This is a genomic window from Actinomyces sp. oral taxon 448 str. F0400 (assembly GCF_000220835.1).
GTDB lineage: Bacteria > Actinomycetota > Actinomycetes > Actinomycetales > Actinomycetaceae > Actinomyces.
The window spans coordinates 921,277-948,215 of sequence record NZ_GL985606.1 but is presented as its reverse complement, the minus strand read 5'-3'; the positions used below and the strand labels follow the sequence as shown (position 1 = coordinate 948,215).

At 71.2% G+C, this 26,939-nt stretch carries 18 protein-coding genes and 3 pseudogenes; 15 read left to right on the top strand and 6 right to left on the bottom strand.

Annotation, left to right across the window (positions count from 1 at the left end; translation table 11 throughout):
* Window positions 1-9 precede the first annotated feature (9 nt).
* Genes HMPREF9062_RS04075 through HMPREF9062_RS04065 form a run of 3 tightly spaced genes read left to right on the top strand, consistent with a single transcriptional unit; the run spans window position 10 to window position 5,035 of the window.
* On the top strand, window positions 10-1,293 hold the full coding sequence (locus HMPREF9062_RS04075) for a DUF58 domain-containing protein (RefSeq protein ID WP_009748773.1): 1,284 nt from the start codon (window positions 10-12) through the stop codon (window positions 1,291-1,293).
* A complete protein-coding gene (locus tag HMPREF9062_RS04070) occupies window positions 1,290-3,605 on the top strand; it encodes a transglutaminase-like domain-containing protein (protein WP_009748772.1) in 2,316 nt (771 codons plus the stop codon). The genes HMPREF9062_RS04075 and HMPREF9062_RS04070 overlap by 4 nt, the downstream gene beginning before the upstream one ends.
* Window positions 3,602-5,035, top strand: coding sequence for an RDD family protein (locus tag HMPREF9062_RS04065; RefSeq protein ID WP_009748771.1), 1,434 nt, complete (start codon window positions 3,602-3,604; stop codon window positions 5,033-5,035). Before HMPREF9062_RS04070 ends, HMPREF9062_RS04065 begins: the two co-directional genes overlap by 4 nt.
* A 35-nt stretch (window positions 5,036-5,070) precedes the next feature.
* Here the strand turns inward: HMPREF9062_RS04065 and HMPREF9062_RS04060 are convergent, their stop codons facing one another.
* The 3 genes from HMPREF9062_RS04060 to HMPREF9062_RS04050 form a co-directional block, all read right to left on the bottom strand.
* On the bottom strand, window positions 5,071-6,531 hold the full coding sequence (locus tag HMPREF9062_RS04060) for a serine/threonine-protein kinase (protein WP_009748770.1): 1,461 nt from the start codon (window positions 6,529-6,531) through the stop codon (window positions 5,071-5,073).
* On the bottom strand, window positions 6,528-8,420 hold the full coding sequence (locus HMPREF9062_RS04055; protein ID WP_009748769.1) for an FHA domain-containing protein: 1,893 nt from the start codon (window positions 8,418-8,420) through the stop codon (window positions 6,528-6,530). The genes HMPREF9062_RS04060 and HMPREF9062_RS04055 overlap by 4 nt, the downstream gene beginning before the upstream one ends.
* Window positions 8,421-8,633: 213 nt before the next feature.
* Window positions 8,634-9,353, bottom strand: coding sequence for an FHA domain-containing protein (locus HMPREF9062_RS04050; RefSeq protein ID WP_156789965.1), 720 nt, complete (start codon window positions 9,351-9,353; stop codon window positions 8,634-8,636).
* A 117-nt stretch (window positions 9,354-9,470) separates the two neighbouring features.
* Between HMPREF9062_RS04050 and HMPREF9062_RS04045 the strand changes: the two genes are divergently transcribed.
* The 12 genes and pseudogenes from HMPREF9062_RS04045 (at window position 9,471) to HMPREF9062_RS03990 (ending at window position 24,297) form a co-directional block, all read left to right on the top strand.
* Entirely contained in the window at window positions 9,471-10,082 is a 612-nt protein-coding gene (locus HMPREF9062_RS04045; RefSeq protein ID WP_009748767.1) for a hypothetical protein, read from the top strand.
* Between the two features lie 404 nt (window positions 10,083-10,486).
* Window positions 10,487-12,175 carry an L-lactate permease gene (locus tag HMPREF9062_RS04040; RefSeq protein WP_156789964.1) on the top strand — a complete coding sequence of 563 codons (1,689 nt, stop codon included), beginning with the start codon at window positions 10,487-10,489 and terminating at the stop codon, window positions 12,173-12,175.
* A gap of 133 nt (window positions 12,176-12,308) precedes the next feature.
* Window positions 12,309-13,201, top strand: a pseudogene (locus HMPREF9062_RS04035) (YwqG family protein).
* A gap of 323 nt (window positions 13,202-13,524) precedes the next feature.
* Window positions 13,525-14,328, top strand: a complete 804-nt coding sequence (locus tag HMPREF9062_RS04030; protein ID WP_009748764.1) for a (Fe-S)-binding protein — start codon at window positions 13,525-13,527, stop codon at window positions 14,326-14,328.
* A gap of 20 nt (window positions 14,329-14,348) precedes the next feature.
* Window positions 14,349-15,959 (top strand): LutB/LldF family L-lactate oxidation iron-sulfur protein, encoded by a 1,611-nt coding sequence (locus HMPREF9062_RS04025; protein ID WP_253270740.1) that lies wholly within the window; start codon window positions 14,349-14,351, stop codon window positions 15,957-15,959.
* On the top strand, window positions 15,959-16,609 hold the full coding sequence (locus HMPREF9062_RS04020; RefSeq protein ID WP_009748762.1) for a LutC/YkgG family protein: 651 nt from the start codon (window positions 15,959-15,961) through the stop codon (window positions 16,607-16,609). The genes HMPREF9062_RS04025 and HMPREF9062_RS04020 overlap by 1 nt, the downstream gene beginning before the upstream one ends.
* Window positions 16,610-17,156: 547 nt before the next feature.
* Window positions 17,157-17,939, top strand: coding sequence for an MFS transporter (locus tag HMPREF9062_RS04015; RefSeq protein WP_009748760.1), 783 nt, complete (start codon window positions 17,157-17,159; stop codon window positions 17,937-17,939).
* Window positions 17,940-18,053: 114 nt separating this feature from the next.
* Entirely contained in the window at window positions 18,054-19,571 is a 1,518-nt protein-coding gene (locus HMPREF9062_RS04010) for a mannitol dehydrogenase family protein (protein ID WP_009748759.1), read from the top strand.
* Between the two features lie 44 nt (window positions 19,572-19,615).
* Window positions 19,616-20,281 (top strand): ATP-binding protein, encoded by a 666-nt coding sequence (locus tag HMPREF9062_RS04005; protein WP_009748758.1) that lies wholly within the window; start codon window positions 19,616-19,618, stop codon window positions 20,279-20,281.
* Window positions 20,282-20,496: 215 nt separating this feature from the next.
* Entirely contained in the window at window positions 20,497-21,765 is a 1,269-nt protein-coding gene (locus HMPREF9062_RS04000; RefSeq protein WP_009748757.1) for an alpha-hydroxy acid oxidase, read from the top strand.
* Between the two features lie 158 nt (window positions 21,766-21,923).
* Window positions 21,924-23,476: pseudogene (locus HMPREF9062_RS03995) on the top strand (peptide MFS transporter).
* Window positions 23,477-23,631: 155 nt separating this feature from the next.
* Window positions 23,632-24,297, top strand: a complete 666-nt coding sequence (locus HMPREF9062_RS03990) for a DivIVA domain-containing protein (RefSeq protein WP_009748754.1) — start codon at window positions 23,632-23,634, stop codon at window positions 24,295-24,297.
* A 51-nt stretch (window positions 24,298-24,348) separates the two neighbouring features.
* Here HMPREF9062_RS03990 and HMPREF9062_RS03985 read toward each other — a convergent pair whose 3' ends face one another.
* The 3 genes and pseudogenes from HMPREF9062_RS03985 to HMPREF9062_RS13490 all read right to left on the bottom strand — a co-directional run.
* Window positions 24,349-26,037 (bottom strand): lysine--tRNA ligase, encoded by a 1,689-nt coding sequence (locus HMPREF9062_RS03985; protein WP_009748753.1) that lies wholly within the window; start codon window positions 26,035-26,037, stop codon window positions 24,349-24,351.
* An 85-nt stretch (window positions 26,038-26,122) separates the two neighbouring features.
* A complete protein-coding gene (panD, locus tag HMPREF9062_RS03980; protein WP_009748752.1) occupies window positions 26,123-26,578 on the bottom strand; it encodes an aspartate 1-decarboxylase in 456 nt (151 codons plus the stop codon).
* A gap of 67 nt (window positions 26,579-26,645) precedes the next feature.
* Window positions 26,646-26,939 (bottom strand): annotated as a pseudogene (locus HMPREF9062_RS13490) (hypothetical protein); the annotation flags it as partial.

Below are 26,939 nucleotides of genomic sequence, written 5' to 3'. Positions count from 1 at the left end.
ACACGCCGCATGACCATCCCTGACGCCACGCCAGCACCGCCGCGCACGGAGCGCGGGCGCGCCCGCCGGCGCGGCATCGCACCCGCGTGGCACGGGTCGATCCCACTGCGGCGCATTATCAACGGGGTCCCGGCCTCGGGCCGCGCCCTGGGTATCGTCACCCCCACTGGATGGGCCTGCCTGGCGCTCCTGGTCGCCACCGGCCTGGCCGCGCTCCGCCTGGGCTGGCAGGAGGCGCGGGCCGCGGCCGCCGTGCTCGCCGTCATTGCGGGCACCTCATGGCTGTGGCTCCTGCCGCGCGGAGCCCACCGCGTCCATCACGAACTCCTCGAGCCGCGGGTGACGGTCGGCGACGAAGCGATCATCCACCTCTCCGTGCTCAACCCCACCTCCCATCCGCTTCTGCCGGCCCGCATGGAGATGCCGGTCGGCCCCGGCACTGCCGTCTTCGCCGTCCCCACCCTGCGGCCGGCCGCCGTCCACGAGCGCGGCTTCGTCCTGCCCACCGCTCGTCGCGGCGTCGTCACCGTCGGCCCCGTCGTCTCGGTGTCCGCCGATCCCGTCGGGCTGCTGCGCCGCGAGCGCGAGCGCACCCGGGTCCAGCTCGTCCACATCCATCCGCGCACCGTTCGCGCGGGCTCCACCATGCACGGCCTCATGCGCGACGTGGAGGGGGCCGTCACCCAGGAGCTGTCCAGCTCCGACGTCTCGTTCCACGCCCTGCGCGACTATGTGCCCGGCGACGACCGCCGCAACGTCCACTGGCGCACCACTGCCCGCATCGGCCGCCTCATGGTCCGCCAGTTCGAGGAGACGCACCGTTCCAGCCTCCTGATCCTTCTGGACTGCCTCATCGACGACTACGAGGTGGAGGAGGACTTCGAGACGGGGGTGTCGGTGGCCTGCTCCCTGGCGCTGGCCGCCGTCGGCGACGGCCGCGAGATCGCCCTGGCGACTCAGAAGGAGGAGCTGCCGGTGACCACCGGGCTTCGGCTCCTCGACGCCTCGTGCCTGGTGACACCGACCGCCGAACAGGGCTGCGACGATCTGGCCAGCCGGGCCTGCGCCCGGCATCCGGAGGCCTCCGTCGTCATCCTGGTCACTGGTCAGCGTTGTCAGGAGCGGACGCTGGCGCGCGTGCGCACCCTCGCGCCGTTGGACGCGCTCGCCCTGGCTCTGCGCTGCGGTTCGAACGCCGCGGGTCGCCGCTCGGTGGGCGGGCCGGCCGGACTGACCGCCTACGACCTGGACCGGGTCGAATCCCTTCCCCGCATCATGAGGAGGGCGTCGTGAGCGCCCCCGCCGGGCGGGGAGGCCGGAGCACCGCCGGCCTGCGGGAGCTGCCGCCCGCGCGGTGGGTCGACTTAGGGCTCGTCGTCATTCTGGAGCTCGTCGCCGCAGTCCTGTTCGTGCCGCCCTTCGGATCCCCCGTCGGGGCAATGGCGGCCGCCGGCGGGGTCGGGGCCGGAACCGTCGTCGCCCTGGTGTGCACCGGCACCCGCCAGGGGCCGGCCCCCGCGCTGGCCCTGGCCGCGCTGGTCCATGCGGGCCTGGCCCCGTGGGTGCTGCCGGACACCGGCAGCGGCCGGCAGGCGGTGCGCGCGGTGCTGGCGGCCACGGTGACGGTGTGGCGCGACGCCCTGACCCTGCCGGTGCCGCTGACGTCCTTCCCCGCCATGACGGTGCTGCCGTGGCTGGTGGGCATGGCCGGCGGGGTCGTGGCCGGCCGGGCAGCCCTGTCGAGCCGCGTCCTGGTCGCCGGCACGACGGTGCTGGCCCAGGCGGCCCTGGCCATCGCCTGGGGCGATGGCACCACCCTGGCGCCCACTGCGGTGGGCGCGGTCCTGATGACCGGAGTGCTTCTGCTGTGGGCGCTGACGGCCCAGCGCGGTCGGCGCGAACGCGTCGCCGAGGCGCTGGAGTCGGGGGACGCCGGCGTGGGACGGGGCTCGCGGCGCGGGCTGGCGCGGGTGCTCGCACTCCTGACGGTCACCGGCGCGGTCGTCGCCCTGGCCGCCCCGACGGTCCCCCGCGAGCGGACCGTGCTGCGAGACCTGTTCGAGCCGCCTCTGGATCTGACTCAGTACGCCACGCCGCTGTCCCTCGTACGGACCCTGGAGACGGACCTGGCGTCGACCACTTTGATGACCGCCTCCGGGGCCGACGACTCCACCCGCATCCGCCTGGCGGCCCTGGACTCCTACGACGGGCTGTCGGCCCGCATCGGCACGCCCACGTCCGGGGCCGCCCGCTTCCAACGCGTCGGCCGCGACACCCCGCTGGCCGCCTCCGGGGGGACCCGCTCGGAGTTCTCGCACGAGACGAGCGTGCGCATCGACGGCTATACCTTCCCGTGGGTGCCCACGGTCTCCGACTCCCTCGGGCTGGAGGTCTCGGGTCCGAGGGCGGACGCGGTCTCGCAGAGCCTGTACTACGACGCCTTCTCCGCCACCGGTATCGCCACCGCCGGCCTGACCGACGGCGACGTCCTGACCGAGCAGGTCGACGCTCCGCCGACGGCCTCGGACACGCGACTGACCGAGCTCGGCGTCGACGATGTCGCCCTGGGACCGGTCGAGGACGTGCCGCCCTCCGTGCAGACCCTGGCCACAACGCTGGTCGGTTCGACCTCCGAGCCCCTGGCCCAGATCCGCATCCTCCAGCAGGCGCTGCGCACCGGCTACTACTCCGACGGCACCAAGAGCCCCTCCCAGCCCGGGCACGGCGCGGCCCGTCTGACGGCGATGGTGGAGGCCGGGGCGCTGGTCGGGGACGACGAGCAGTACCCGGTGCTCATGATGCTCATGTGCCGCTCGCTGGGGATCCCGGCCCGCGTCGTCATGGGCTTCGAGCCCGCCATGGACGGCGACGCCTCCAACGTCACCGGCCAGGACGTCAGCGCCTGGGTGGAAGTCCCCTTCCGCTCGGTGGGGTGGATCGCCGTCGACGTCGTCCCCGACCGCGACCAGGTGCCCCAGCAGCAGACGACCGAGAAGGTCTCCAACCCCGAGCCCCAGGTGCTTCAGCCCCCTCTGCCCCTGCAGGACCCGGCCGAGCTACCGCCGACCTACGAGGATGAGGACCGCAACGACTCCGACGATGACAGCCGGCACCGCAGCGCCGCTCTCGTCCTGGCCGTGGCCGGCGGGCTGGGGGCCGTGCTGCTGCCGATCGCGGCGGTGCTGGCGGCCAAGGCGCTGCGTCGGCGGGTGCGCCGACGACGCAGCGGGGTGGCCGGCGTGCTCGGCGCCTGGGACGAGGTCGTGGATCGGGCGCGCGACTTCGGACGCCTCGCGCCGCCGCGCGCCACCCGGCGCGAGGCCGCTTCGAGTCTCGCGCCGGCCTTCCCGACCGCCGATCTGGGCCGCTTCGCGGCAGCAGTCGACGCGCAGGTCTTCGGTCAAGGCGTGCCATCGTCGTACGCTGTGGGCACAATCTGGGAATCGGCCGACGTCATGGTCCCCGCCATGGGTTCGGAGCGCTCCCGACCGCGACGCCTTGTCGCACGCCTGTCGCCGCGCTCCCTGCGGCGCTCGGGCAGATCCCGATCCCGCTCATTCCGACGATTCGCGAATCGTCCCGCATCCAGGAGGAAGCGCCAGTGACCTCGACGCCGTCGCCCCGCGAGGCCGTTCCCCCGCCCGCCGCGGTGCGCGATCGCATCATCGCCGGGGTGATCGATCTCGTCAGCGGCGGCGTGCTCTGGGCCGGTCTCGTCCTCCTGCTGACCGCAGTCCTCTCCAAGGATCTTCTCGTGTGGGGCGCGGCGACCGTCGTCATCGCGGCCCCCCGCGAGCTGGTCTTGGCCCGCACCGGCTGGAGCCCCGGCGGCCGGCTCATGGGGGTGCGCCTCGTGGACGCCTCCACCGGCGGTCCGCCCATGACGCGCCTGTTCGTCCATGCCGATCTGCTGTTCTTCGCGATGATCTCCACGGCGTGCCTGGGAGCGGTCGCCTTCATGCGCTCGTCGGCCGCCGACCCGAACGGGCAGGGCTGGCACGACCGCATGTCCGGGATGATGGCGGTGACGACGCGGTCCCGTTCCGATCAGCGGCCCGAGCACCAGGGCCATCAGACCCCTCGGAGGCAGTCCCCCAGACGGCAGGTGCCCCGGCGTCAGGTGCTGTCGCATCAGGGGCCCCAGCACGCGGCTCCTCGGACGACCGGGCGCGACCGCGTCTTCCCCGAGAACACGTTCTTCCTCGCCCCAAACGATTCCACCGCCTCGGACATCGGCAACACGGTCGACACGACGAGCATGGTGGCTCCCCCTCCCAGCGCCGACCGTGCCATTATCGACTCGGTGCCCTGGTCGTCCGTGCCGACCCACCTCGACACGCCCACCGGGGACGAGGCTCCTCTGGCATCCGCTGCGGCCGAGCCCCTCGCCGTGACGACGGAGACCATCAGGTCCGTCCCCGGCGGCGTGTCGTCACCGTCGCCGCACGAGACCGTGGTCACCTCACCACTGACCGCATCCGCATCATCCCCCCATCCACCATCAACCGAGGAGCCCGTCACCGTGTCCCCGTCGTACGAGCCCACGCCCTCCGTCCCCCGGACGCGCGGCCGGCGCGCGTCGTCCCACTCGTCCGCGTCATCACCCGAGCTCATCAGTACGGACTCCGTCCCGGTCGCCCCGCCGGTGATCTCCGCCTCCTCCCCCGCGGCCGCTCGGGGCCGGCACCGTCACACCGAGGATCCGCGCGCGAGCCGACTGATGCCGCTGACCGGTGGCACCCCGATCGTGCTGGACTCGACCACCGTCGTGGGCCGCGACCCCGATAACATCTCCGAGTACCGCGACGCCACCTGCGTGGCCCTGGGCGACGCGAATCGATCCATCTCCAAGACGCACGCGGCATTGGCGCCCGTGCCGGGCGGATTGTGGATCACCGACCTGCACTCAACCAACGGCACCCGGGTCGAGGAGGAGGACGGCTCCGTGACCACGGCTAAGCCCGATGAGCCGGTTCCCGTGCCCACCGGCGCCACGATCGTCCTGGGCAGTGCCGCCTTCCGGGTGGAGGACTGACTGAACGGCTGGGCAGTCCGGCCGGTCAGGGCCGGTCAGGGGGTCGGTACGCAGGTGCGGCTCGCCGCCGAGATCTTGCCGTCCTGGCGCACGCTGAAGACCTCGATGCAGGTGGAGCCCGACTGGGCGGGCAGCGATGCGCTCGTACTCCCCGTCGGCTCGAGGGTTTCATCGTCCTCACCAGCGATATCGCCGCGGTAGAGGTAGGTGCCGGTCCACCCGTCCTCGGGAACCTCCCATGTGAAGGTGACCCGTCCGTCCGCGCCGAGGGCGCCCTCGAGGTCGCGCGGTTCGGGGACCGTGGCGCCCAGGGGGTCCGAGCGCGCCGGAGCCAGCGTCGCGAAGGACGACGCCGGGCGGGCCTCGTCCATGGACCGTGAGGCGATCACGGCGCCCGCGACCACGGTGGCCAGGACCGCGACGGCCGCCGCGCCGACAAGGCGGGCGGGAACCCGGGAGCGATGGTCCTCGGCGCCCGCCTCCGGCTCCGCGTCATCGGTCGTTCGGGGCCCAGCGGGCACGACGACGGGCTCCTCGACGCGGGAGAACACGCCCAGGCGGGTCGCCTCGGGGTCGTCGACGTCGAGAGCCGGCCGGCCGGCGTCCTCGTCCTGCCCGTCGTCGTACAGGTCGACGGCGGTGGTGGGCAGCTCGAGCTCGGCCTGGATCTGCTGGAGAGCCCGTGCGAAGGACAGCATCGTCGGGTAGCGGCGGGCGGGATCCTTCTCCAAGGCCACCGTGAGCACCCGCCCGAGGGAGGGGGGCACATCGGGCCGCCCCAGCGGCGGCACGGCGTCCTTAACGATGCGCCGCGCCAATTCGTAGACGCCCTCCGAAGCCCCGGGCGTCTCGAAGGGGCTGTGCCCGGTGAGCATCGCGTAGACGGTGGCGGCCAAAGAGTAGACGTCAGTGGTCGGCTCGGCGTTGCGGGACCCGATGAGCTGCTCGGGCGGCGCCCAGGGCACACTCATGCCGCGCAGCTCGCTGCCGTCCGAGGCCCGCCGCGGACCGCTCATCGCCGAAATCCCGAAGTCGGCCAGAACGGGCCGCCGGTAGACGGTGAACAGGATATTCGCAGGTTTGATGTCACGATGGATGATGCCCGCTCGGTGGGCCGTCTCGACGGCGCCGGCGATGCGGATGGCCGTATCCAGCGTCTCGGGGATGGACAGCGCCTTCTGCCGCAGCCGCATCTCCAGCTGCGGGGGCGGGCAGTACTCCATGACGATGAAGGGCCGCCCGTCGGCGGAGACGCCGGCGCCGTAGACGGACAGGATCGCCGGGTGGGAGGAGACCTTCGCCATGAGATTGGCCTCGGACTCGAAGCGGGAGGCCGAGCTGCCGGCGACGTCGGTGTCCATGACCTTGACCGCCACCTCGCGGCGGGGCATGTGCTGCTCGTAGAGGTGAACGCGCGAATAGCCGCCCGCCCCGAGCTCGTGCAGGTAGGTGTACCCGGGAATCTCGGGGTGGGCGGCGCTGGTATCTCCGCTCACGGAAGATCCTCGAGCACGAGCGACTGGTCGTCGCCGAGATCGAGGATGTCACCGGTGCGCAGCACGACGGAGTCGGCGCTGGGGAGCTTCTGGGGGGCGGCGCCGTCGCGCATGAGCATGGTGCCGTTGCCCGCGGAGAGGTTGCGCGCGAGGACGGACCATTCGTCGAGTTCGATGAGCACGTGGTTGCGGGAGACGAGTCGCTCGGGGCTGGGCAGCGTGACCAGGGTCGGTTCCTCGTCCTTCAGCTGAGCCACGTCCTCCGGCGTGGGACGGCGACCGACCAGCACCGGTCGGTCGAGGGGGATGGCCTGCCCGGAGGGAATGCGCAGACGACCCAGGGGCGGGCAGGTGATCATGCGGGCGGGCTGGGACAACTCCGCGCCGCAGGTGCGGCAGCGCACGTAGTTGGTCGGGTTGGCGTGGCCCTCGGGGCAGAGCACCGACAGGGCCTGGCGGCCCGACACCGGCTCCTCGGGCTCCTCGACGACCACGGCGATGGACAGCGGGGTGTCGGTCGAGGACTCCTGCTCCTGGGCGGAGGTTGTGCTCCCGGGGGCCGACGGCGCACTCACCGAGCTGAACGGCACGCTCCCCGGGGTGACCAGCGGGCCGAGGTCATCGACTAGGTTCTCGGGCAGGGCGGCCCTCGTCCAGCCGTCGTGGTCTCCCGGGAGAGGGCGGCCCGATCCCGTCAGCGCGGCCATCTCGGCCTCGTCGTCGAGCGCGGAGCCGAGCCCGGGCCGGTCGTCGGACGCCATCTCGTCCTGGACGGAGACGCCCGGGACGGAGGCCGGGTCGTCCTGCGCGACGGGGCCATCCGCCTCCCGGGCCTCGTCGGCCTCGGCGGGGTCGTCCGAGGAGATGGCGGGCTCGGCGGACTGGGCAGACCCCACGGGCTCGGCGGACTGAGCAGGCTCGGCGGACCGGCCGGGCTCGGGGGGCACGGAGTCGGAGTCGACGGGTTCGGACCACTCGGCATCGGTCATCTCGACGACCTCCGAACCGTCCACCGGCACGTCATCGACGTCGATGTCGGGAGCCTCGGAGACGAGCTGCTCGTCCGCCTCGGTCATCTCGACGACCTCGGAGGCGTCGGACGCGCTCACGGCGGGGGCCTCGCGCTCGGCGAGGAGCGTGCGCCCCGCGGCGGGCGCGAAGGACTGCGATCCGGCCGAGGCCAGGCCCCCGGGAGCGGCCTCGCGCTGCCAGCCGAGCGGAGCGGCGCCGGTCGCCTCATCCACCGGGGCCGGCACCGCGGCGGGCGCGGACGCCGAGGCGACCGGGGCTGCGGACGCGACCGGCGCGTAGGAGGCGTCGCCCCCGCCGGGGGCGTCATCCACCGGGCCCGGCGCAGCGGTGAACGACGAAGTGTAGGAGGAGGGTCCGGGTTCCTCCGGGGCGGGGAGCTCCTCGTGCTGGGCGGGAGCGGCGTCCGTCATCGTGTCCCCCACGAAGACGGCGGAGGCCGCCAGGACAGCGTCGGCCGCGGGGCGCAGGACCGAGCCGGTCCGCTCGGGCGCGCGCAGGATGATCGTCGGGGAGCCGGACAGGAAGATCTCCCGCCACGTGGCGACCCGGCGGGCGTCGACGGACTCGCCGTCGATCTCCAGACCGACCTCCCCGCGGGCGGCCACGTGCACGCCGTCGGGAACGGCCACGACCAGGGCGAAGTCCGGGATGTCCGCCAGGCGCCCGCCGGCCCCCACGACCAGCTGATCCAGGACCGCCGTCAGACTGGCCCGGGAGGAGCGCATCTCCTCCCACAGGCCGGTGACCACTTCCTCGGACAGGCCGGGGGGCAGCAGAAGGACGCCGTGCGGTGCGACGACGCTCGTCCAGCTCCCCTCGGCCCAACGGTTCCAGCGTGCGACGCCGTGCTCGGACACGGTCTCCTCCTTCGCGACTCACCCAGCGGGTTCGGGGCGGCTCTGTGGTGACTGACGGTGGATTGCGGTGGATCGGTGACTGCAGTGGGACGGGGTGGATCGGGGATCGGGATGGGATACGGCGACCGAGCGACAGCCCCGCGGCTGTCCCGGACGGGCCCGGCAGCCGCTCGCCGGCTCCTCGCCGACTCGGTCTGGGACCCTGTTCCCGTCTCACCGGACGCGGCACTCGGCCTCGCCGAAGTATATAGCCCCACCCCGGGGCACTGTCTCGGCCAGTCCGGGGGCCAGCTCATGGCTGCCGCGGAAATCGACCAGGTAGGTCCCGTTCGTGGAGCCGAGATCGGTCACGGCCAGCCCCTCGGGGGTGGGTTCGAGCAGCGCATGCGTCTTGGAGACCGTGGCGTCGTCGGAGGGAACCGAGACCAGGCGCACCCCCTCGCGGCCGGGCCCGCGCTCAGGGGCCCGGCCCAGGAGCACCGCGGCGTCCACCAGCACGGAGCGCCCTCCGATGACCAGGGTGTAGACCGTCTGCGAGCGCCGGGAGACCAGCACCGTCCCCGAGATCCGGTCGAACCAGGTGCGCCGCATGCCGGTCGCATCCGCGCGCATGACCATGATCAGGGGCGCGATCCCCAGAGTCGCCGCACCCGCCATCGCCATCAGGCCCGCGCGTCCCACGGCCGCCGCCCCGGGCGGGCCGCTGTCGTGCGAGACCCGGTGCAGACGCATGCCCACCACGGCGCCGCCGGGGCCGGCGCCCGTGACGGCCTGCGCCGCGACGAGCACGACCAGGACGAGCCCCGCGCACAGGACCCTGCTGGCCGCGGACACCGGCAGGAAGCACGAGACCCCGGTCACGAGCAGGACATCGATCCCGCCGGCGAGGAGGCGCTGCACGGGCGAGGCGGGGACGGGCACGGTTACTGGCACAGCCACAGCATAGAATGGTGAATCCTACAAGTGCCGACTGTCCGTCGACCGTCTTTGAGACCGTCTCGACCAGCGCGGCACGCGTGTCGCACAAGAAGTCCACAAGGAGACTGAAGGATGCAGATCGCCGTCACCCCGAAGGCCTCGGCGTGGATCGTGGTGCCCGAGTTCCCCCCGCCGGGCTGGGAGCGCGCCGAGGCGCGTCGCCGCACCTATGGTCCGGCCGGAGGGGACCCGCGGCGGCGCGCCAGCCTGGAGGATCTCCTCATCGCGCTCAGACGCATCGAGCGCCGCTCCCCTCTGGCGCGGCTGCTGCACGTCGGGGACGGCGAGCGGGGGCTGTTCGCCGTCGATCTGAGCCTGGTCGTCGTCCATGACGACGGCTCCAAGGAGGGCCGCCACGCCACTCAGCTCGGCCTGCTGGATGAGAACCTGCCGGGCGCCGAGCCGCACCGTGTGCGCCCCAACCTCAGCACGGCCGGCTACTGGGCGCTCGCCGAGGGCGGGGAGATGGGGTCGACCCTCAGACCCTGCGCCGTGGTCGTCCTGCGCAAGGCGGGGCTGCCCACGGTGCCCGTGGACCTCCTCATGCGCGTGTGGGGCGCTCCCCCGGCGCAAGTCGCCCCCCTGATCGGCGAGGTCGTCGCCCTGGCCGACGACGTCGCCCCCGCCGACCTCCAGCGCTCGCCGACCTCGCCCGGCCCGGTGAGCACCGCCGCGACGCCCTGAGTCCGGGCGGCGGTGAGGACCGCGGCGGCCTTCGCGCAGCGCCGGCGCAGCCTCTCCGGGCCGTGTCCGCCTGACGGACCGGCCGGGCCCGCGGAGGCGTCGGACCGCCGACCCGACGCGTCGGCGGTCCGGGGCGCCCGCGCGCACGTCGGCCAGGAGGACGACCTCGCCGAGCGAATGGTCGGGCCGGAACCATCGACCGCGCGGAGAGCCTCCCGCGATCGCCGCTTCTGGGACTCATGTCCCAAGACACATCTCCTGCTTTCCTCTACGCCACCCGGGCGGGCATGGCATGATCGGGGCGTTCCCGTCGTGCGCGCAGGCCCGGCACCGGTGCCCCCGCCCCGCGATTGGGCCCGCCCCGCCCCCCCGACACCGGAGTCAGAGTCATCATGCCCTTCGACATGCCATCCGACGCCCTCCCGCTCCTCGGCCCAGCGCCGGCGTCCTTCACCCCGTCGACGACGGCGGTGGGCGGCAACGTGCTCCTCACCGCGGTCGTGGGCCTGGCGCCCCTGATCGTCTTCTTCATCCTCATGGGCGCCTTCAAGGTCGCCACCCACTGGTGCGCGATCATCTCCCTGGCGATCTCGGCGGCCATCGCGGTGGTCGCCTTCCGCATGCCGGTGGGAATGACGGCCATGTCCGCCGCCCAGGGGCTGGCCATGGGCTTCGTCCCGATCATCTACATCATCGTCGCGGCGGTGTGGCTGTACAACCTGACCGAGACCTCCGGGCGCAGTCGGGACCTCAAGGCCGTATTCAACACGATCGGCAGAGGCGATCAGCGGGCGCAGGCCCTCATCGTCGCCTTCTGCTTCTGCGGTCTGCTGGAGGGTCTGGCCGGTTTCGGGGCGCCCGTGGCGATCACCGGCGCCATGCTCGTCACGCTGGGGCTGCCGCCGGTCAAGGCGGCCATCACCACGATCGTGGGCAACGCCATCAACGTCGGCTTCGGCGCCATGGCCATCCCGGTGACGACGGCGGCCAAGCTCGGCGGCGCCGAGTCCGTCGCCGTCGCCCGGGACATGGGCCGCCTGACGTGGATCATCTGCCTGCTCGTCCCGCTGCTCTTGCTCGTCATCCTCGACGGGGTGCGCGGCGTGCGTCAGCTGTGGCCGCTCGCGCTCGTGGCCGGAGCGGCGGCGGGCGTCGGCCACGTCGTCACCCCGGGCGTCTCCTACGAGCTGACGGCCGTCGTCGGCTCCCTACTGGGCCTGACCGCCTGCTACCTCTTCCTGAGGGTGTGGACGCCGACGACGCCGGAGGAGGACCGCACCGCGGTCGACGAGGCCGACCGACCCGATCGCGAACGCGTCGTCATGGCGCTGGCGCCCTACGTCCTCGTCGTGGTCATCATCGCGATCACCAAGCTGTGGAAGGCCGGGGGAGACCTGGCGGCCCTGCTGGCGAGCACGGACGTCAAGATCCGGTGGCCCGGTGTCTACGGCGGCCTGCTCACCGACAGGGGCGAGCCGGCGTCCTCGGCGGTCTACACCCTGCAGACGCTGTCCAACCCGGGCACGTGGATCTTCCTGACGGCGGTCATCATCGCGGTGCTCTACGGGGTCCGGTCCTCCGGCGGCCGGTATCCTACGAGCGTGCGCGCCATGTTCGCCGTCCTGCCCAGGACCGTCTACACGCTGCGCATGTCGATCCTGACCATCGCCATGGTGATGGCCCTGGCCTACGTCATGAACTTCTCCGGCCAGACCACGGCCGTCGGCGCCGCCCTGGCGACCACCGGAGCCGCTTTCGCCTTCCTGTCCCCCATCCTGGGATGGATCGGCACGGCCGTGGCGGGATCGGCCACGAGCGCCGGCGCCCTGTTCGCCAACCTTCAGTCGACAGCGGCGGCCGGCGCGGGCCTCGACCCGCGGATCCTTCTGGCGGCCAACACGATCGGCGGCGGCCTGGGCAAGATCGTCTCCCCGCAGAACCTCGCGATCGCGGCGACCGCCGTCGACGCGGAGGGGACGGACGCCGAAATCCTCAAGAAGGCGGCCCCCTATTCGATCGGCCTGCTGGTAGTCCTGTGCTGCCTGATCTTCGCCGCGTCGCAGGGCTGGTTCGGCCCGCTCATGGTCTCCTGACTCCCGCGGAGCCGTTCCACCGCGGCCGGCTCCGAACGTCCGCGCCGTCGGGCGGCGCGGACCGCCTCGGGCGAGCGCCTTGGTCGTCCTGCCCGTGCGGCGCGCAGCCTGGGGCATCGACGAAGGAGCAGCGATGACGCGCAGCGCACGGCAGGCCGGGGATCCTGCGCTGGCCAGGATCGAGCGGGTCGTCTCCCAGATCCGGGAGGTCTACGGCCGGGAGGCGATCGCCGTCGACCTGGAGCGGGACGCGTCGCCGGACGTCACCGACTCCTCCGTCTTCGGCCCGCCCTTCCTGCCCGACGGTGAGGAGATCCCGCGCGACTGGCGCGGGGAGCAGCTGACCCTCCTCGCCCAGGTCAACCTGACCCAGCTGCCCGCCAACAGCGTGTTCTCCCCGGCCGGCATCCTGCAGGTGTGGCTGGAGTGCACGGAGGACGACGGCGCCTACGGCATGGGCGATCCCGACTTCAGCCCGACCGCCCAGAAGACTTTCCGCGTGCGCTTCTTCCCCGACGGCGGGACCTCGCTGACCTCGCGCCCCCGCGCCGAGGTGGAGGCGCTCTACCGCCCCGACTGCTCGCAGCCTCCGATTGAGATCGATCACTGGGATGATGTCACTGCGCTGCGACCGGGCTTCAGGATCATCCACGACGCTCCGTCTCCGGCCGGCTACGACTTCGAGCCGCTCTTCGTACGGACCTGGAACACCTGCTTCCCCGATGAGCCGTTGGCGAGGGCAGCGGATCTCAACGTGATGCCCTACGACGACTACATGCGCGATATCCGGGGCATGCTCGACGCCTCAGGGCACCGGCTCGGCGGCTACCCCGCTTCACGCAGCAGGATCCGCGGCTGCGCGAGAACAGCGGCACCGACTTCGACCAGCTCCTCCTGCAGCTCGACTCGATAGCCGACGCCCCCCTCTGCCGGGGCGACTGCGGCGTGGGCGTCTTCCTCATCCCGTCCGAGAACCTGAGCCGAGCGGACTTCTCGCGGGTGTTCTACACCTGGGACTGCGGGTAGGCGGTCCGACCCGGCTCACCCGGGGAGCGACCGCGCCGATTCATCCCGCGCCGCGGCTCGAGCGGTCCGAGCCCGCCGGGCCCCCGACGCTCGTGACGGCACTGCGTCATAATCGCAGGCGCCGCTTGCGCAAACCGAAACGACGGGCCGCTGCGGCGAGCGCTTCCGCCCCGCTGCCCGACCATCGGACGATCCTCGTCTTCCCCCGGAACGGCGCCACTCCCGCATCCCCGCCCCGCCCCCTCGGACGCATCCGTCCACGCGGTACACCACGCGCGTCTACGGTGAGCATTGAGACAATGACGCCGACGAAAGGTCCATCCGTGCGCATCGCACTCTTCGCGACCTGCATCGGAGATTCGATGTTCCCGCAGGCGCCGCAGGCGACCGTCACCATCCTGGAGAGACTCGGCCATGAGGTCGTCTTTCCCCAGAACCAAGTCTGCTGCGGCCAGATGCACGCGAATACCGGGTACTTCACGCAGGCGGCCTCCCTCATCCGAAACCACGTCAGGACCTTCGAGCCGGTTCTGGACGGCGAGTGGGACGCCGTCGTCGTGCCGTCGGGCTCCTGCGCGGGGGCGACCCGCCACGAGCAGGCGCTCGTGGCCGAGCACGTGGGCGATGACGCACTGGCGCGCCGTTCCAAGGAGGTCGCCGCCAAGACCTACGAGCTCTCCGAACTGCTCGTCGACGTCCTGGGCCTGACCGATGTGGGCGCCCACTTCCCCCACCGGGTCACCTACCATCCGACCTGCCACTCGCTGCGCATCGCCAGGGTCGGGGACCGCCCCTACCGGCTTCTGAAGGCCGTCGACGGCATCGACCTGACGCCCCTGCCCGACGCGGAGGTGTGCTGCGGGTTCGGCGGCACCTTCGCCATGAAGAACCACGAGACCTCCACATCCATGCTGGCGGACAAGGCCGCCAATGTCATGTCGACCCGGGCGGAGGTGCTGTGCATGGGCGACTACTCCTGCCTCATGCACGTCGGCGGCGGCCTGTCCCGTCTCAACTCGGGGATCCGGATCATGCACCTGGCGGAGATCCTCGCCTCCACCGAGGACCGGCCCTTCGAGGGCAACGTGTCCTTCGCTCCCGCGGCCGAGGAGGCGAGGGTCCGATGACCCGCAGGACCTTCCTGGGCATGCCGGCCGGCCCGAGGACGGCGGACCACTCCGACGCCAGTTCCGACGCCGGTGCGGGCCACACCGGCGGGTGGCGCACCACCGTCGATATCCCGGAGCACCCCCTGCGGTGGGGCGAGACCTTCCCGGCCGCCGCGCACAGGACCCTCCAGAACACCCAGCTGCGCCGCAACCTGGGCCATGCCACGCGCACCATCCGCACGAAGCGGGCCACCCGTGTGGAGGAGATGCCGGACTGGGAGGATCTGCGCCGCTCGGCCAGCGCCGTCAAGAACGAGGCGATGAGCCGCCTGCCCGAGCTCCTCGAGCAGTTCGAGGCCAACGTCACCGCGCGCGGCGGCGTCGTCCACTGGGCGCGCGACGCCGCCGAGGCCAACCGCATCGTGACCTCGATCATCAAGTCCAAGGGGGTCGACGACGTCGTCAAGATCAAATCGATGGCCACCCAGGAGACCAATCTCAACGAGCACTTGAAGGCCGAGGGCATCACCGCCCATGAGACCGACCTGGCGGAGATGATCGTCCAGCTCGCCGACGACATGCCCTCCCACATCGTGGTGCCGGCCATCCACCGCAACCGCTCCGAGGTGCGCGGCATCTTCCTGGACCGCATGGGCGACGCCCCGCCGGACCTGTCCGACGACCCGGTCGAGCTGGCCGGGGCGGCCCGTGCCCACCTGCGCAAGAAGTTCCTGCACGCTCCCCTGGCGGTCTCGGGCACGAACATGGGCGTGGCCGAGACCGGCACGGTCTCGATCTTCGAATCCGAGGGCAACGGCCGCATGTGCCTGACCCTGCCGGACACGCTCATCACTCTCATGGGCATCGAGAAGCTCGTCCCCCGCTTCCAGGACATCGAGATCTTCTCCCAGCTGCTGCCGCGTTCGGCCACCGGCGAGCGGATGAACCCCTACACCTCCATGTGGACGGGTGTGACCCCGGGCGACGGCCCGCAGGAGTTCCACCTCATCCTCATGGACAACGGACGCACCAAGACCCTGGCGGATCCGATCGGCCGAGAGGCCCTCCACTGCATCCGCTGCGGAGCCTGCATGAACATCTGCCCCGTCTACCAGCACACCGGCGGACACGCCTACGGCTCGGTCTACCCCGGCCCCATCGGCGCGATCATCACGCCCCAACTCACCCAGGGGCTGGCCGACGACGACCCGGTGCACACCCTGCCCTTCGCCTCCTCGCTGTGCGGGGCCTGCGGGGAGGCGTGCCCGGTGGCCATCGATATCCCCACGATCCTCATCCACCTGCGGGCCCGCAGCGTCGACGTCAAGCGCACGACGCTGCCGGACATGTGGGACGTGGCGATGAATGCCACCCGGGCGCCCATGAGCAGCGGCCGCCTGTGGGGTCTGGCCGAGAGGGCCGTCAAGATGTCTCGGCTCGTCGGGCGCGATGGGCGGATCGGTGCGCTGCCCTTCCCGGCGTCCATGTGGACCGGGGCTCGGGACATCCCCGAGGCGCCGCGCGAGAACTTCCGCCAGTGGTGGGAGCGCACGCACCCGGGCGCGGCCGCGTCATCAGCGTCACCGGCATCACCGGCGCCGCCCGCCCGCCGCTCCGACGGCAGGTCCGAGCGCGAGGAGGAGAAGTGATGGATGCGCGCAGCGCCGTCCTGGCGCGCGCCCGCGAGGCGCTCGCCCGATCCCAGCGCGGCCCGGCCCGCCCGATCCCGCGCGACTACATCCGCGTCGGAGAACACGCCCCCGGCTCCGAGCCGGTCGTGGCGGACATGGTGGACAAGCTCGAGGACTACGACGCCGTCGTGCGCACCGAGTCCGACGACGCCGGCATCGCCGAGGCGATCGACGAGCTGCTGGGAGGGGCGGGGCGCGTCGTCGTGCCGACCGGGCTGCCCGAGGCGTACAGGCGGGCCGCCGCCCGATCCGGGCGCGAGCTCATCGAGGACTCCCCCGAGCAGCCGATCGCGACTCTCGACCTGGATCGCGTCGACGCCGTCGTCACCTGCTCACGGGTCGGCATCTCCATCTCGGGCACCATCGTGCTCGACGGCGAACCCGACCAGGGGCGCCGGGCGATCACCCTGGTGCCGGACAGGCACGTGTGCATTCTGGAGCGCGAGGCGATCATGCCGACCGTGCCGCAGGCGGTGGACGTGCTCGGCGAGCACCCCACCCGCCCCATGACATGGATCGCGGGCCCGAGTGCGACCGCCGACATCGAGCTGGTGCGCGTCCAGGGAGTCCACGGCCCGCGCAACCTCGGCGTCGTCATCGCGCACTGAGCGCCGCGAGCCGTCCCCTTCTTTCGCTGAGATCGGTCCAGTTCCGGACCGATCCCGGCGAAGGAGGGCGGGACGCTCGAACTCCGTACGCGGAGCCACGGGCGGCGTCAGAATCGACATATGGTCCCTACGCAGCCCTCGCCCGCCTCGCCTCCCTCCTCCACGCCGCCGCTCGTCTCACCTCGGGCCCCGGCCGCGAGCTGCGGTCCTCCACCGCCAGGCGTCGTCACCGGCGAGGATCGCTTGACGGGCGCCGGCACGCGGCGATGACGCACGGCGCGCGCCGGCGCCGGCACGCGGCGATGACGAGCGCCCCGACGAACGAGCACCGGTCACGCATCGGTCGAAACCGGTCGTCTCACGGGCCGGGCCGCGACCGCAGACTCGAATCAACGGTCCTCGGGGCCGCGACAGCGCCGTCACCCACCAACGAAGGTCCTCCGATGCCCAGTTCCAACCGCTTCATAGCCGCCGTGCAACGCACCGGCTTCCCCACCGATCTCACCGTCGGCTTCCTCGCCGTCATCGGAGACGGCATCGAGGCCGTATGGATCACCGATCACCAATTACCTGTCCAGCCCCGACGCCGGCTTCACCGTCTCGCAGGCCTCCTCGATCGTCCTCCTACGGCGTCGTCGTCGCGATCGCCGCCTTCCTGTCCGGCGCACTGTGCGACGCCCTGGGCTGCCGCAAGGTCATGCTCATCGGTCTGGTCTCGTTCCTGGTCTTCGACGCCCTGTTCATCGCCGTCGGCCTGCCCAGCCGCACCATGCACCTCCTTCTCCTCCTCTACGGGATGCGCGGCTTCGGCTATCCCATGTTCGCCTACGAGTTCGTCGCCATCATCGGGGACGTGTTCTGGGGCGTCATGGGCGACCGCATCGGCTGGCGCAACACCCTGCAGTGGGCGGCCACCCCGATCACGGCGATCGCCCTGGTCTACATCTACGTCATCCCCCTCGTCGCGGGTCCGAACTTCCTCCTCATCGCGCTGGGCACTTCGGCCGTCGGCATCGGTCTGAGCGCGCACGTGCCCACCACGCCGTTGATCACCGCCCACGCGCACGGGGAGACCGGCAACGCGCTGGCGATCCTCAACCTCGGCGCCGGCCTGGGCGCCTTCGTGGGCCCCGCCGTCGTCTCCGCGCTCCTCGGCAAGGAGGACACCGCCTCCGGGTACGTCGCCGCGGCCATGGCGCTCGCCGGTCTGTACGTCATCTCCTTCTTCCTCTGCTTCGCCCTCAAGCTTCCGGGCAATGCCCGGGTGCTCGACACCGCTCCCGCCGTCTCCGACGATGAGGCGGAGCCCGCAGCGCCCATCCGTGCCTGACCGCTCTCAGGGGCCTCTCCGGCCCCAGAACCCTTCCAATTCCAGGGCCCCTTCGGTCCTTCGACTCGCACCACCGGCCGACCGCAGAAGACACATCAGAAAGGAACCTCGATCATGCCCACCACCCCCGACCTCAGCACTCTCGCCCCCGCCTACGACCGCTCCGCGATCACGACCGGGATCGTTCACATCGGCGTCGGCGGCTTCCACCGCGCCCACCAGGCCATGTACATCGACCGCCTCATGCGGGAGGGCCTCGGGTCCGGCGCCCCGGACAGCACAGGGTCCGGCGCCACGGCGGGCGCAGGGTCCGGCGCCCCGAGCACCTGCCTGGACTGGGGCATCTGCGGAGTCGGCCTTCTGCCGGGCGACGCCCGCATGCGCGATGCACTCGCCTCCCAGGACCACACCTACACGCTGACCCTCAAGCACTCCGACGGGCACCACGAGTCCACCGTCATCGGCTCGATCCACGACTATCTCTTCGCCCCCGACGACCCCCAGGCCGTCCTGCGCCTCATGGCCGAGCCCGCCACGCGGATCGTCTCCCTGACGGTGACCGAGGGCGGCTACAACATCGACGACGCGACCGGCGCCTTCCGCACCGAGTCGGACGGCGCCCGTCACGACGCCGCCCGCCCGCATGAGCCCACCACGGCCTTCGGCTACATCGTCGAGGCGCTGCGCCGCCGCCGCGAGGCGGGCATCATCCCCTTCACGGTCATGAGCTGCGACAACCTGCCCGGCAACGGCGCGGTCGCCCGCACCGCCGTCGTGGGCCAGGCACGTCTGGCCGACCCGGAGCTGGCCGCGTGGATCGACGAGCACGTCTCCTTCCCCAACTGCATGGTCGATCGGATCACGCCGGTCACCACGCCGCGGGACATCGACGAGCTCCGCCGCGAGCTGGGCATCGTCGACGCATGGCCGGTCGTGTGCGAGCCCTTCGCCCAGTGGGTGCTCGAGGACGACTTCCCGGCGGGCCGCCCGCCGTACGAGAGAGTCGGGGTGCAGATGGTCGACGACGTCGTGCCCTACGAATTGATGAAGCTGCGTCTGCTCAACGCCTCCCACCAGGGGCTGGCGCACTGGGGCCGTCTGCTCGGCATGACCTACGGGCACGAGGCCGCCGCCGACGCCGACATCTCCACCTGGGTGCGGGCCTACCTGGAGCGCGAGGCGCTGCCGCGTCTGCTGCCGGTGCCCGGCATCGACCTGACGGAGTACGTCGACACGCTCTTCGAGCGCTTCACCAACGCCGCCATCGCCGACACTCTGGAACGGCTGGCCTTCTTCGGCCCCAGCGGCATGCCCAAGTTCGTCGTGCCCACCGTGCGCGACAACCTCACCGTCGGCGGGTCGATCCGGCTGGGCGCCGCCATGTGCGCCGCCTGGTCGCTGGGTGTGCTCGGCACGGATGAGAACGGGGAACGGATCCCCCGGGTCGACGACCTGCGCCCCCTGGCCGAGCGGCAGGAGGCCGGGGACGAGACCGCGTTCATCTCCAACACGGAGATCTTCGGCGATCTGGCGGGCAACGAGCGCTTCCGCACCACCTACCTCGAGGAGCTCGCGGCACTGCGCTCTCAGGGGTCTCGTTCTCGCATGCGCGCACTCGTGACCGAGGGCTGAGCCGAGTCGATCGGCGGCCGGGCGCCATGGGAGGATGAGACACCATGTGCGCGCAAGTCATCCTGCTGACCGGGCCGTCGGGTTCGGGCAAAACCTCCCTTCTGCGCCGTGTCGGAGCGCACCGGCTCAGGCTCGACGACTTCTACCGCGACGGCGACGAGCCCGGCATGCCGCTCCTGGACGGCACCTTCTCCGGGGACGAGGGCAGCACCCGCACCGAGGCGATGGCCCGGATCGACTGGGATCATCCCGCCTCCTGGGACGCCGACCGCGCCATGGATACGATCGTGCAGCTGTGCGCCGAAGGGTCCGCGAAGGTGCCCGTGTACTCGATTCCCGACAACGCGACCGTCAACTGGACGACTCTCGACATCGGCGCCGCCCCCGCCTTCGCGGCCGAGGGCCTCTTCGCCGGCGAGCTCGTGGAGCGGTGCCGACGGGCGAACGTGCTGGCCGACGCGCTCGCGCTCAGGCGGCCCCGGGTCCAGACGTGGTGGTTCCGGCTGCGCCGGGACCTGGCCGAGCGCCGCAAACCCATCCGCGTCCTGGTGCCCCGGGGTCTGCGCCTGACCCATGAGGAACCGGCGCAGATGAGGCGGTGGACGGCCCAGGGGTGCCGACTCGTCGGACGCGCGCAGTGCGAGGCGACCGTCGCCGAGCACATCGGCTCGGTCGCCGTGCCCGGCAACCGCGCCGACGGCATTGGCTGACCGGCCGACGAGGCCGAAGCGCCCGGTCAGGCGGCCCGGGCGCGGCCTCGCCGACGCGCCGCTCGCATACCGATCACACATAAATACGTTACTCGACTCTTGCGTATAGGTCGTTCGTCTCTCTATTCTTGCGGGGCCGACGATGCGGGGGCCGCAGAACCGCCCCGTCGTTGCGGCCGCGCTGTCATGTCGCTCATCGAGGAGGCCTTTACACCATGGTCAAGCGCCAGATCCCGAACCCGTACGAGATCTTCGATCTTCTTCACTTCAAGAAGCCGGATCTGAACGGGAGGCACCGCCGGCTCCAGTCGGCCCTGACCATCTGGGACCTGCGCGCCATCGCCAAGCGCCGCACGCCCGCCGCCGCCTTCGACTACACCGACGGCGCCGCCGAGGGCGAGATCTCTCTGCGCCGCGCCCGCCAGGCCTTCCGCGACGTCGAATTCCACCCCGACATCCTGCACCCGGCGATCGACGTCGACACCTCCTGCGACATCCTCGGCGGCCGCTCGGCCATGCCCTTCGGCATCGCCCCCACCGGCTTCACCCGCCTCATGCAGACCGAGGGGGAGATCGCCGGAGCCGGGGCCGCGGGCGCCGCCGGCATCCCGTTCACGCTGTCCACGCTGGGCACCGCCTCCATCGAGGACGTCAAGGCCGCGAATCCGTACGGGCGCAACTGGTTCCAGCTCTACGTCATGCGCCAGCGGGAGATCTCCTACGGGCTGGTCGAGCGGGCCGAGAAGGCCGGCTTCGACACTCTCATGTTCACAGTCGACACCCCGGTGGCCGGAGCCCGCCTGCGCGACAAGCGCAACGGTTTCTCCATCCCGCCGCAGATCACCGCCGGGACGGTCCTCAACGCGATCCCGCGCCCGTGGTGGTGGTTCGACTTCCTGACCACCCCGAAGCTCGAATTCGCCTCGCTGAGGACCACCGGCGGTACGGTCGGCCAGCTGCTCGACTCCGCCATGGACCCGACGATCAGCTACGAGGATCTCGAGGTCATCCGCTCCATGTGGAGCGGGAAGATCGTCATCAAGGGGGTCCAGAACATCCCGGACGCCAAACGGCTGCTCGACCTGGGCGTGGACGGGATCCTTCTGTCCAATCACGGCGGTCGTCAGCTCGACCGCGCACCGGTGCCGTTCAGGCTCCTCCCCGAACTCGTGCGCGACGTCGGTTCCCACGCCACCATCATGATCGACACCGGCATCATGAACGGCGCCGATATCGTAGCCGCCACCGCGCTGGGCGCGACGTTCTCGGTCATCGGCCGCGCTTACCTCTACGGCCTCATGGCTGGCGGGCGCGCCGGGGTGGACCGGGCGATTGAGATCCTGCACGAGGAGATCGTCCGCACGATGAAACTCCTCGGAGTATCCAGCATCGGGGAACTCGAGCCGCGCCACGTCACTCAGCTCACACGTCTGATGCCGGTGCGCAGCCAGGTCAAGGCTGCCGCCGACACCCTCTCGCGCTGAGGCCCGTCCCGCCGAGAACCCGTCCCGAACGTCGAAGGTCTTCCGGCCCGATGGCGCACCCGGGGCGCCCGGGCACGATAAGCTGGGCCAGCCAGCTGTGATGTGAGCCATAACCGTGGTCCGGCTCAGCACCGCGCCCGCAGAGAGGGAGAGTTCTCATGCCAGCTTCCCCGACGTCCGTCGAGGACCGAACCCGCCCCGAGCACATGATTGCGAGCCGCTGGAGACCTCGCACGCTGCGCACCACGCCGTCAGTGGAGGACCGCGGGATGTTCGGCCACCCCCGAGGCCTGCCGTGGATGCTCAACGTCGAGCTGTGGGAGCGCTTCTCCTACTACGGGATGCGCGCCATCCTGCTGTACTTCATCACCGACACCGCGGCCAACGGGGGTCTGGGCCTAAGCGAGAACAGCGGCCAGGTCGTCCTGGCCTCCTACAGCGCGGCCGTGTATCTACTGGCGATCCCCGGAGGCATCTTCGCCGACCGCGACATCGGCCCCTGGCCATCGACCCTCTACGGGGGCGTCGTCATCATGGCCGGTCACCTGTGCCTGTCGATCCCCGTGAACGCCTTCTCCTGGCTGGGCATCGTCCTGGTCGCCATCGGCACCGGCTTCATCAAGCCGAACCTGTCGACGATCGTGGGCGGACTGTACGACAAGGGAGATCCGCGTCGCGACGCCGGCTTCCAGATGTTCTAATGTCGATCAACATCGGTTCCCTCGTCTCGCCCCTGGTCACCGGCTGGCTGCGGTGGCACCACGGATACCACGCCGGCTTCTCCGCGGCCGCCGTCGGCATGGCTCTGGCCCTCGCGGCCTTCATCCACGGTAGGCACAGGCTCTCGGCATTCGCCTTCACCGTGCCCAGCCCCCTCGTGGGCGACGAGCGCCGCCGGCTGATCATCGGCTCGTTCACGGTCCTGGCGGGCGCGGGGATGCTGCTGGCGGCACTTCGGGGAATCACCGGCGATCTGCTCCCGGCCATCTCCACCACGATGCTGATCGTCCCGGCGGCGACGGCGATCGCCTACTTCACCATCATGTTCCGCTCCTCGAAGGTCACCCACCGCGAGCGCGTCCACCTGCGCGCCTACATCCCGCTGTGGATCGGCGCGGTGCTGTTCTTCATGATCTCCGAGCAGGCCGCCGGGAAGATGGCGACCTTCGCCAAGGACAACACCGATGCCCACGTCCCCTTCTTCGGGTGGGCCATCAGCCCGGAGACCTATCAGGCGGTCAATCCGGGAGCGATTGTCGTCCTGGCTCCGCTGGTCAGCTGCTTCTTCACCTGGCGGGCGGGCAGATTCCCCTCCACCATCATGAAATTCGCGATCTCGGTGCTCATTATCGGACTGACCGCGATTCTCATCGGCTACGGTTTTCAGACCTGGACGGGCGGGGACGATCTGGCGCCGTGGTGGTTCCTGGGCGTAACTTTCGTGATTCTCACCATCAGTGAATTGTTCCTGTCGCCGGTGGGCCTGTCCACGACCTCGGCGCTGGCGCCCAAGAATTTCGCCTCTCAGGCGATGGCGCTGTGGCTGCTGACGACCGCCACCGGTCAGGGCATCGCCGGTTTCGTCATCTCGCGGACGGCGGGCATCGCCGACTCGACGTACTACTTCGGCCTGGGCGCGGTCACGCTCGTCGCCGCCGTCCTCCTGTTCGCGGTCGCCCCCTGGGCGCAGCGCCAAATGAGCGACGTCTGAGCGCATTGGAACGGTCTAGGGTAGGCAGGCGCGACCCGGCGCCCCGGGAACCGGCTCCCGTCGACCGACTTCCCGCCCGGCCCCTTCTTCCCCGCCCCGTCGGCTCCGCTCTCCTCCCTCCCCCGCTCAAGAAACAACGAAGAACAGGAAACGAGATGACTCTGACCTCTGATGCGGCCGCAGCCATGACCTTCGCGTCATCGGGATTCAAGGAAGGGTACTCGCGCAGAGGGGTCGACGCCCTGACGGCCCAGATCGTCTCGGCACTGCGCGCGTGGGAGCAGGGCACCGAGTTCGGCAGTCGCCAGTGGGCCGACGCGTCCTCCGCGCCCCTGACGTCGAGGGACGTGAGGGAGGCGGGGATTCTGACCAGCGGATTCCGCGGCTATGACATGGGCTCGGTCGACGCCTTCCTCGACGAAGTCGTGACGACGCTGGCGGACTACGAGGCTCGCAACGGCATCGACGTCAGCCCCGCCGCACCCGGCACGGGACCCGCCCAGGCGGCGGAGCCGTCGCCCGCGGTGACGGCCGACCACCTCTCCCGCACGATCTTCCCGTCGACGAAATTCGAGGGGTACCGGAGGGAGGAAGTCGACGCTTTCATGGACACGCTCACCGCGACCCTGCGCGCCTGGGAGTCCGGCACCGGCACATCCCGTGCACTGACGTCCAATGACGTGATCAACCAGAAGTTCCAGGCCACCAGACCCTTTCACGAGGGCTACGACCAGGACGCGGTCGATGAGCTCCTCGACGAAGCCGCGGAGATGCTGCAGGTCTACGAGGCCCGCTCCCGCGGTGAGGGTGCGACCGCCTGACGCGTCAGGGAACCGGGAGCGCCGGGCCGACGAGCTCCCCGCCGCGTCTCGTCAAGAGCGCCGCACCAGCGGGAAGGTGATGGTTTCGCGAATGCCCTGACCGGTCAGGGCCATGAGCAAGCGGTCGACGCCCATGCCCATGCCGCCGCACGGCGGAAAGCCCTGCTCCATGGCGGTCAGGAAGTCCTCATCCAGGACCATGGCCTCGGGGTCGCCCTGGGCCGCCGCCAGCGCCTGGGCCTGGAAGCGCTGGCGCTGGATGACCGGGTCGGCCAGCTCGGAGTAGGCCGTGGCCGTCTCCATACCGCGCACGTACAGGTCCCACTTCTCCGTCAGACCCGGCCGGGAGCGGTGGTTACGAGTCAGCGGCGAGGTGTCCTCGGGGAAGTCGTAGACGAAGGTCGGCGACCACAGCCCGTCTCCCACCGTGGCCTCGAAAATGTCCTCGACGATCTTGCCCGCCACCGCGTAATCGTCCACCTCCAGGTCCAGTCCCCCGGCGATGGCGATGAGACGCTCGCGCGGGGTATCCACCGTGATCTCCTCCCCGACCGCCTCGGAGACGGAGGTGTACAGGTCGATCCTGTCCCACCGCCCCGACAGGTCGTAGTCGGTGCCGTCGGCCAGGGTCACGATCTCCTCGCCCTCGGCCAGGCCGAAGGCGTCTCGAGCCGCCCGCTGGATCAGGTCGCGCGTCAGGTCGGCCATGCCGTTGTAGTCGGAATAGGCCTCGTAGGCCTCCAGAGCCGAGAACTCCGGCGAGTGGGAGGAGTCGGCGCCTTCGTTGCGGAAGTTGCGGTTGATCTCGAAGACGCGGTCCACACCTCCGACCACGGCCCGTTTGAGGTAGATCTCCGTGGCGATGCGCAGGTAGAGGTCCATGTCGTAGGCGTTCATGTGAGTCACGAACGGTCTCGCTGCGGCTCCGCCGTGGATGACCTGGAGCATCGGCGTCTCCAGTTCGAGGTAGTCGCGACGGTGGAAGTTCTCCCGCAGGGAGCGCACGACCGCGGCTCGGGTGCGTACCATGTCACGGGCGGCCGGACGGGTCAGCAGGTCGAGCTCGCGGTGACGCACCCGATTGTCCTCGCTCAGCGTCACCGATTCGCCGGCCTCGTTGGTCCACGTTTTGGGGATCGGGCGCAGCGCCTTGGAGGCGATGCGCCAGGCCGGGGCGGCGACGGCGTCGTCTCCCAGCTCTGCCAGAGCCGCCGGATCGGCGCCGTCGACCAGGCCGGTCTCGGCGAAGACGCTCAGCTCGCCGCGGCGCGAGGCGATGACGCGGCCGCGCACGAAGAGGTGGTCGCCCAGGTCGACGTCGGTCTTGAAGGCGGCCAGGGACGTATGACCGATCCCGGGCAGGGACTTGGCCGACAGCATGGCCTGAAGGGTGGTGCCGGCGCCGTCGGCGAGGGTAGCGAAGCAGAGCCTGCCGGAGCTGCGCAGGAAGACCACGCGCCCGGCCAGACCCACGACGTCCCGCGTCTCCTCGCCGGCCCTGAGATGGCCGTAGCGCTCGCGCACGGCGGCGATGGTCGTGGTGATGGGCAGCTGAACGGGGTAGGGGTCCCAACCCTCGGCGCGCAGGCGCTCGCGCTTGGCGGCGCGGACGTCGAACTGCTCTCCGGGACCCGGGTCCTGCCTCGTCCGCCTCGACCGGCCCCTCTCCGGAGCCGCGGAGGCGGCCTGAGCGGCGTCGGAGTCGGGAAGGGCGTTCTGCTGGGGCGCGTCGTCAGTCACGCGCGCGAGTCTAGCGGCCTCCCGTCCTCCGCTCCCGCCGGGCGGAAGACGCCGACCACGCGGCCGGCAACGCGCCCGAGGACTCTCAGATGCGCGCCTCGGCGAGGGTCAGGCCCGAGGGGCGCAGACCCTGGAGGCGGGCGACGTCGGAGTCGGCCGGCACCTGCCCGGGCTCGACTCCCCGCTCCGCGATGCGGTTGCGCTCGTCGACGAAGACGACGTGCGGCAGATAGGTGCGTGCGGTGTCGTCGTCGAGCTGGCAGTAGCCGATGAGGATGACGACATCGCCGGGACGCACCAGGTGCGCGGCGGCGCCGTTGACGCAGATCCGCCCGGCGCCGCGCTCGCCCGGGATGACGTAGGTGGACAGGCGACTGCCGGTGGTGCAATCGCAGATGTCGACGCGCTCACCGGGCAGGAGGTCGGCGGCGTCGAGGAGGTCGGCGTCCACCGTGATGGAGCCGACGTAGTCAAGGTCGGCCTGAGTCACGGTGGCGCGGTGGATCTTGGAGGTCATCATCGTTCGCAGGCGCATGGTCATCGCCGACCAGGCTAAGGGGTCGGACCCGCCCCATGGGATCGAAGGTGACCGACACGACAGGCCCGTCCTACCCGTCCAGGCGCAGCCCCGGCGGAGTCGCGGTCCCGGCGCCGGGTCGTGCGCCCGGGCTCGGCCGGCGCAGCTCGATGAGCGCATTGTCGATGAGCCGGGTGGCGCCGACCCTCGCCGCCACCGCCAGCAGAACCGGGCCGGCGGTTCGCGCGTTTCCGCCACCCTCCCGCCCGGTGCCGGGCAGGCCGAGCCCCGCACCGGCCAAGTCGACGAAGCTGTCCGGGTCGACGACCGCCGCGTAGTCGACCTCGACGCCCGGCGCGGCCTCCAGCACCTCCAGCGCCGCGGC

What these genes read in the sequence shown, in the direction of transcription:
- HMPREF9062_RS04075 (WP_009748773.1), top strand. Translation starts at nt 10, where the DNA reads ATGACCATCCCTGACGCCACGCCAGCACCGCCGCGCACGGAGCGCGGG.
- HMPREF9062_RS04045 (WP_009748767.1), top strand. Translation starts at nt 9,471, where the DNA reads ATGCAGATCGCCGTCACCCCGAAGGCCTCGGCGTGGATCGTGGTGCCC.
- HMPREF9062_RS04040 (WP_156789964.1), top strand. Translation starts at nt 10,487, where the DNA reads ATGCCATCCGACGCCCTCCCGCTCCTCGGCCCAGCGCCGGCGTCCTTC.
- HMPREF9062_RS04025 (WP_253270740.1), top strand. Translation starts at nt 14,349, where the DNA reads ATGCCGGCCGGCCCGAGGACGGCGGACCACTCCGACGCCAGTTCCGAC.
- HMPREF9062_RS04020 (WP_009748762.1), top strand. Translation starts at nt 15,959, where the DNA reads ATGGATGCGCGCAGCGCCGTCCTGGCGCGCGCCCGCGAGGCGCTCGCC.
- HMPREF9062_RS04015 (WP_009748760.1), top strand. Translation starts at nt 17,157, where the DNA reads ATGGATCACCGATCACCAATTACCTGTCCAGCCCCGACGCCGGCTTCA.
- HMPREF9062_RS04010 (WP_009748759.1), top strand. Translation starts at nt 18,054, where the DNA reads ATGCCCACCACCCCCGACCTCAGCACTCTCGCCCCCGCCTACGACCGC.
- HMPREF9062_RS04005 (WP_009748758.1), top strand. Translation starts at nt 19,616, where the DNA reads ATGTGCGCGCAAGTCATCCTGCTGACCGGGCCGTCGGGTTCGGGCAAA.
- HMPREF9062_RS04000 (WP_009748757.1), top strand. Translation starts at nt 20,497, where the DNA reads ATGGTCAAGCGCCAGATCCCGAACCCGTACGAGATCTTCGATCTTCTT.
- HMPREF9062_RS03990 (WP_009748754.1), top strand. Translation starts at nt 23,632, where the DNA reads ATGACTCTGACCTCTGATGCGGCCGCAGCCATGACCTTCGCGTCATCG.
- panD (WP_009748752.1), bottom strand. Translation starts at nt 26,578, where the DNA reads ATGACCATGCGCCTGCGAACGATGATGACCTCCAAGATCCACCGCGCC.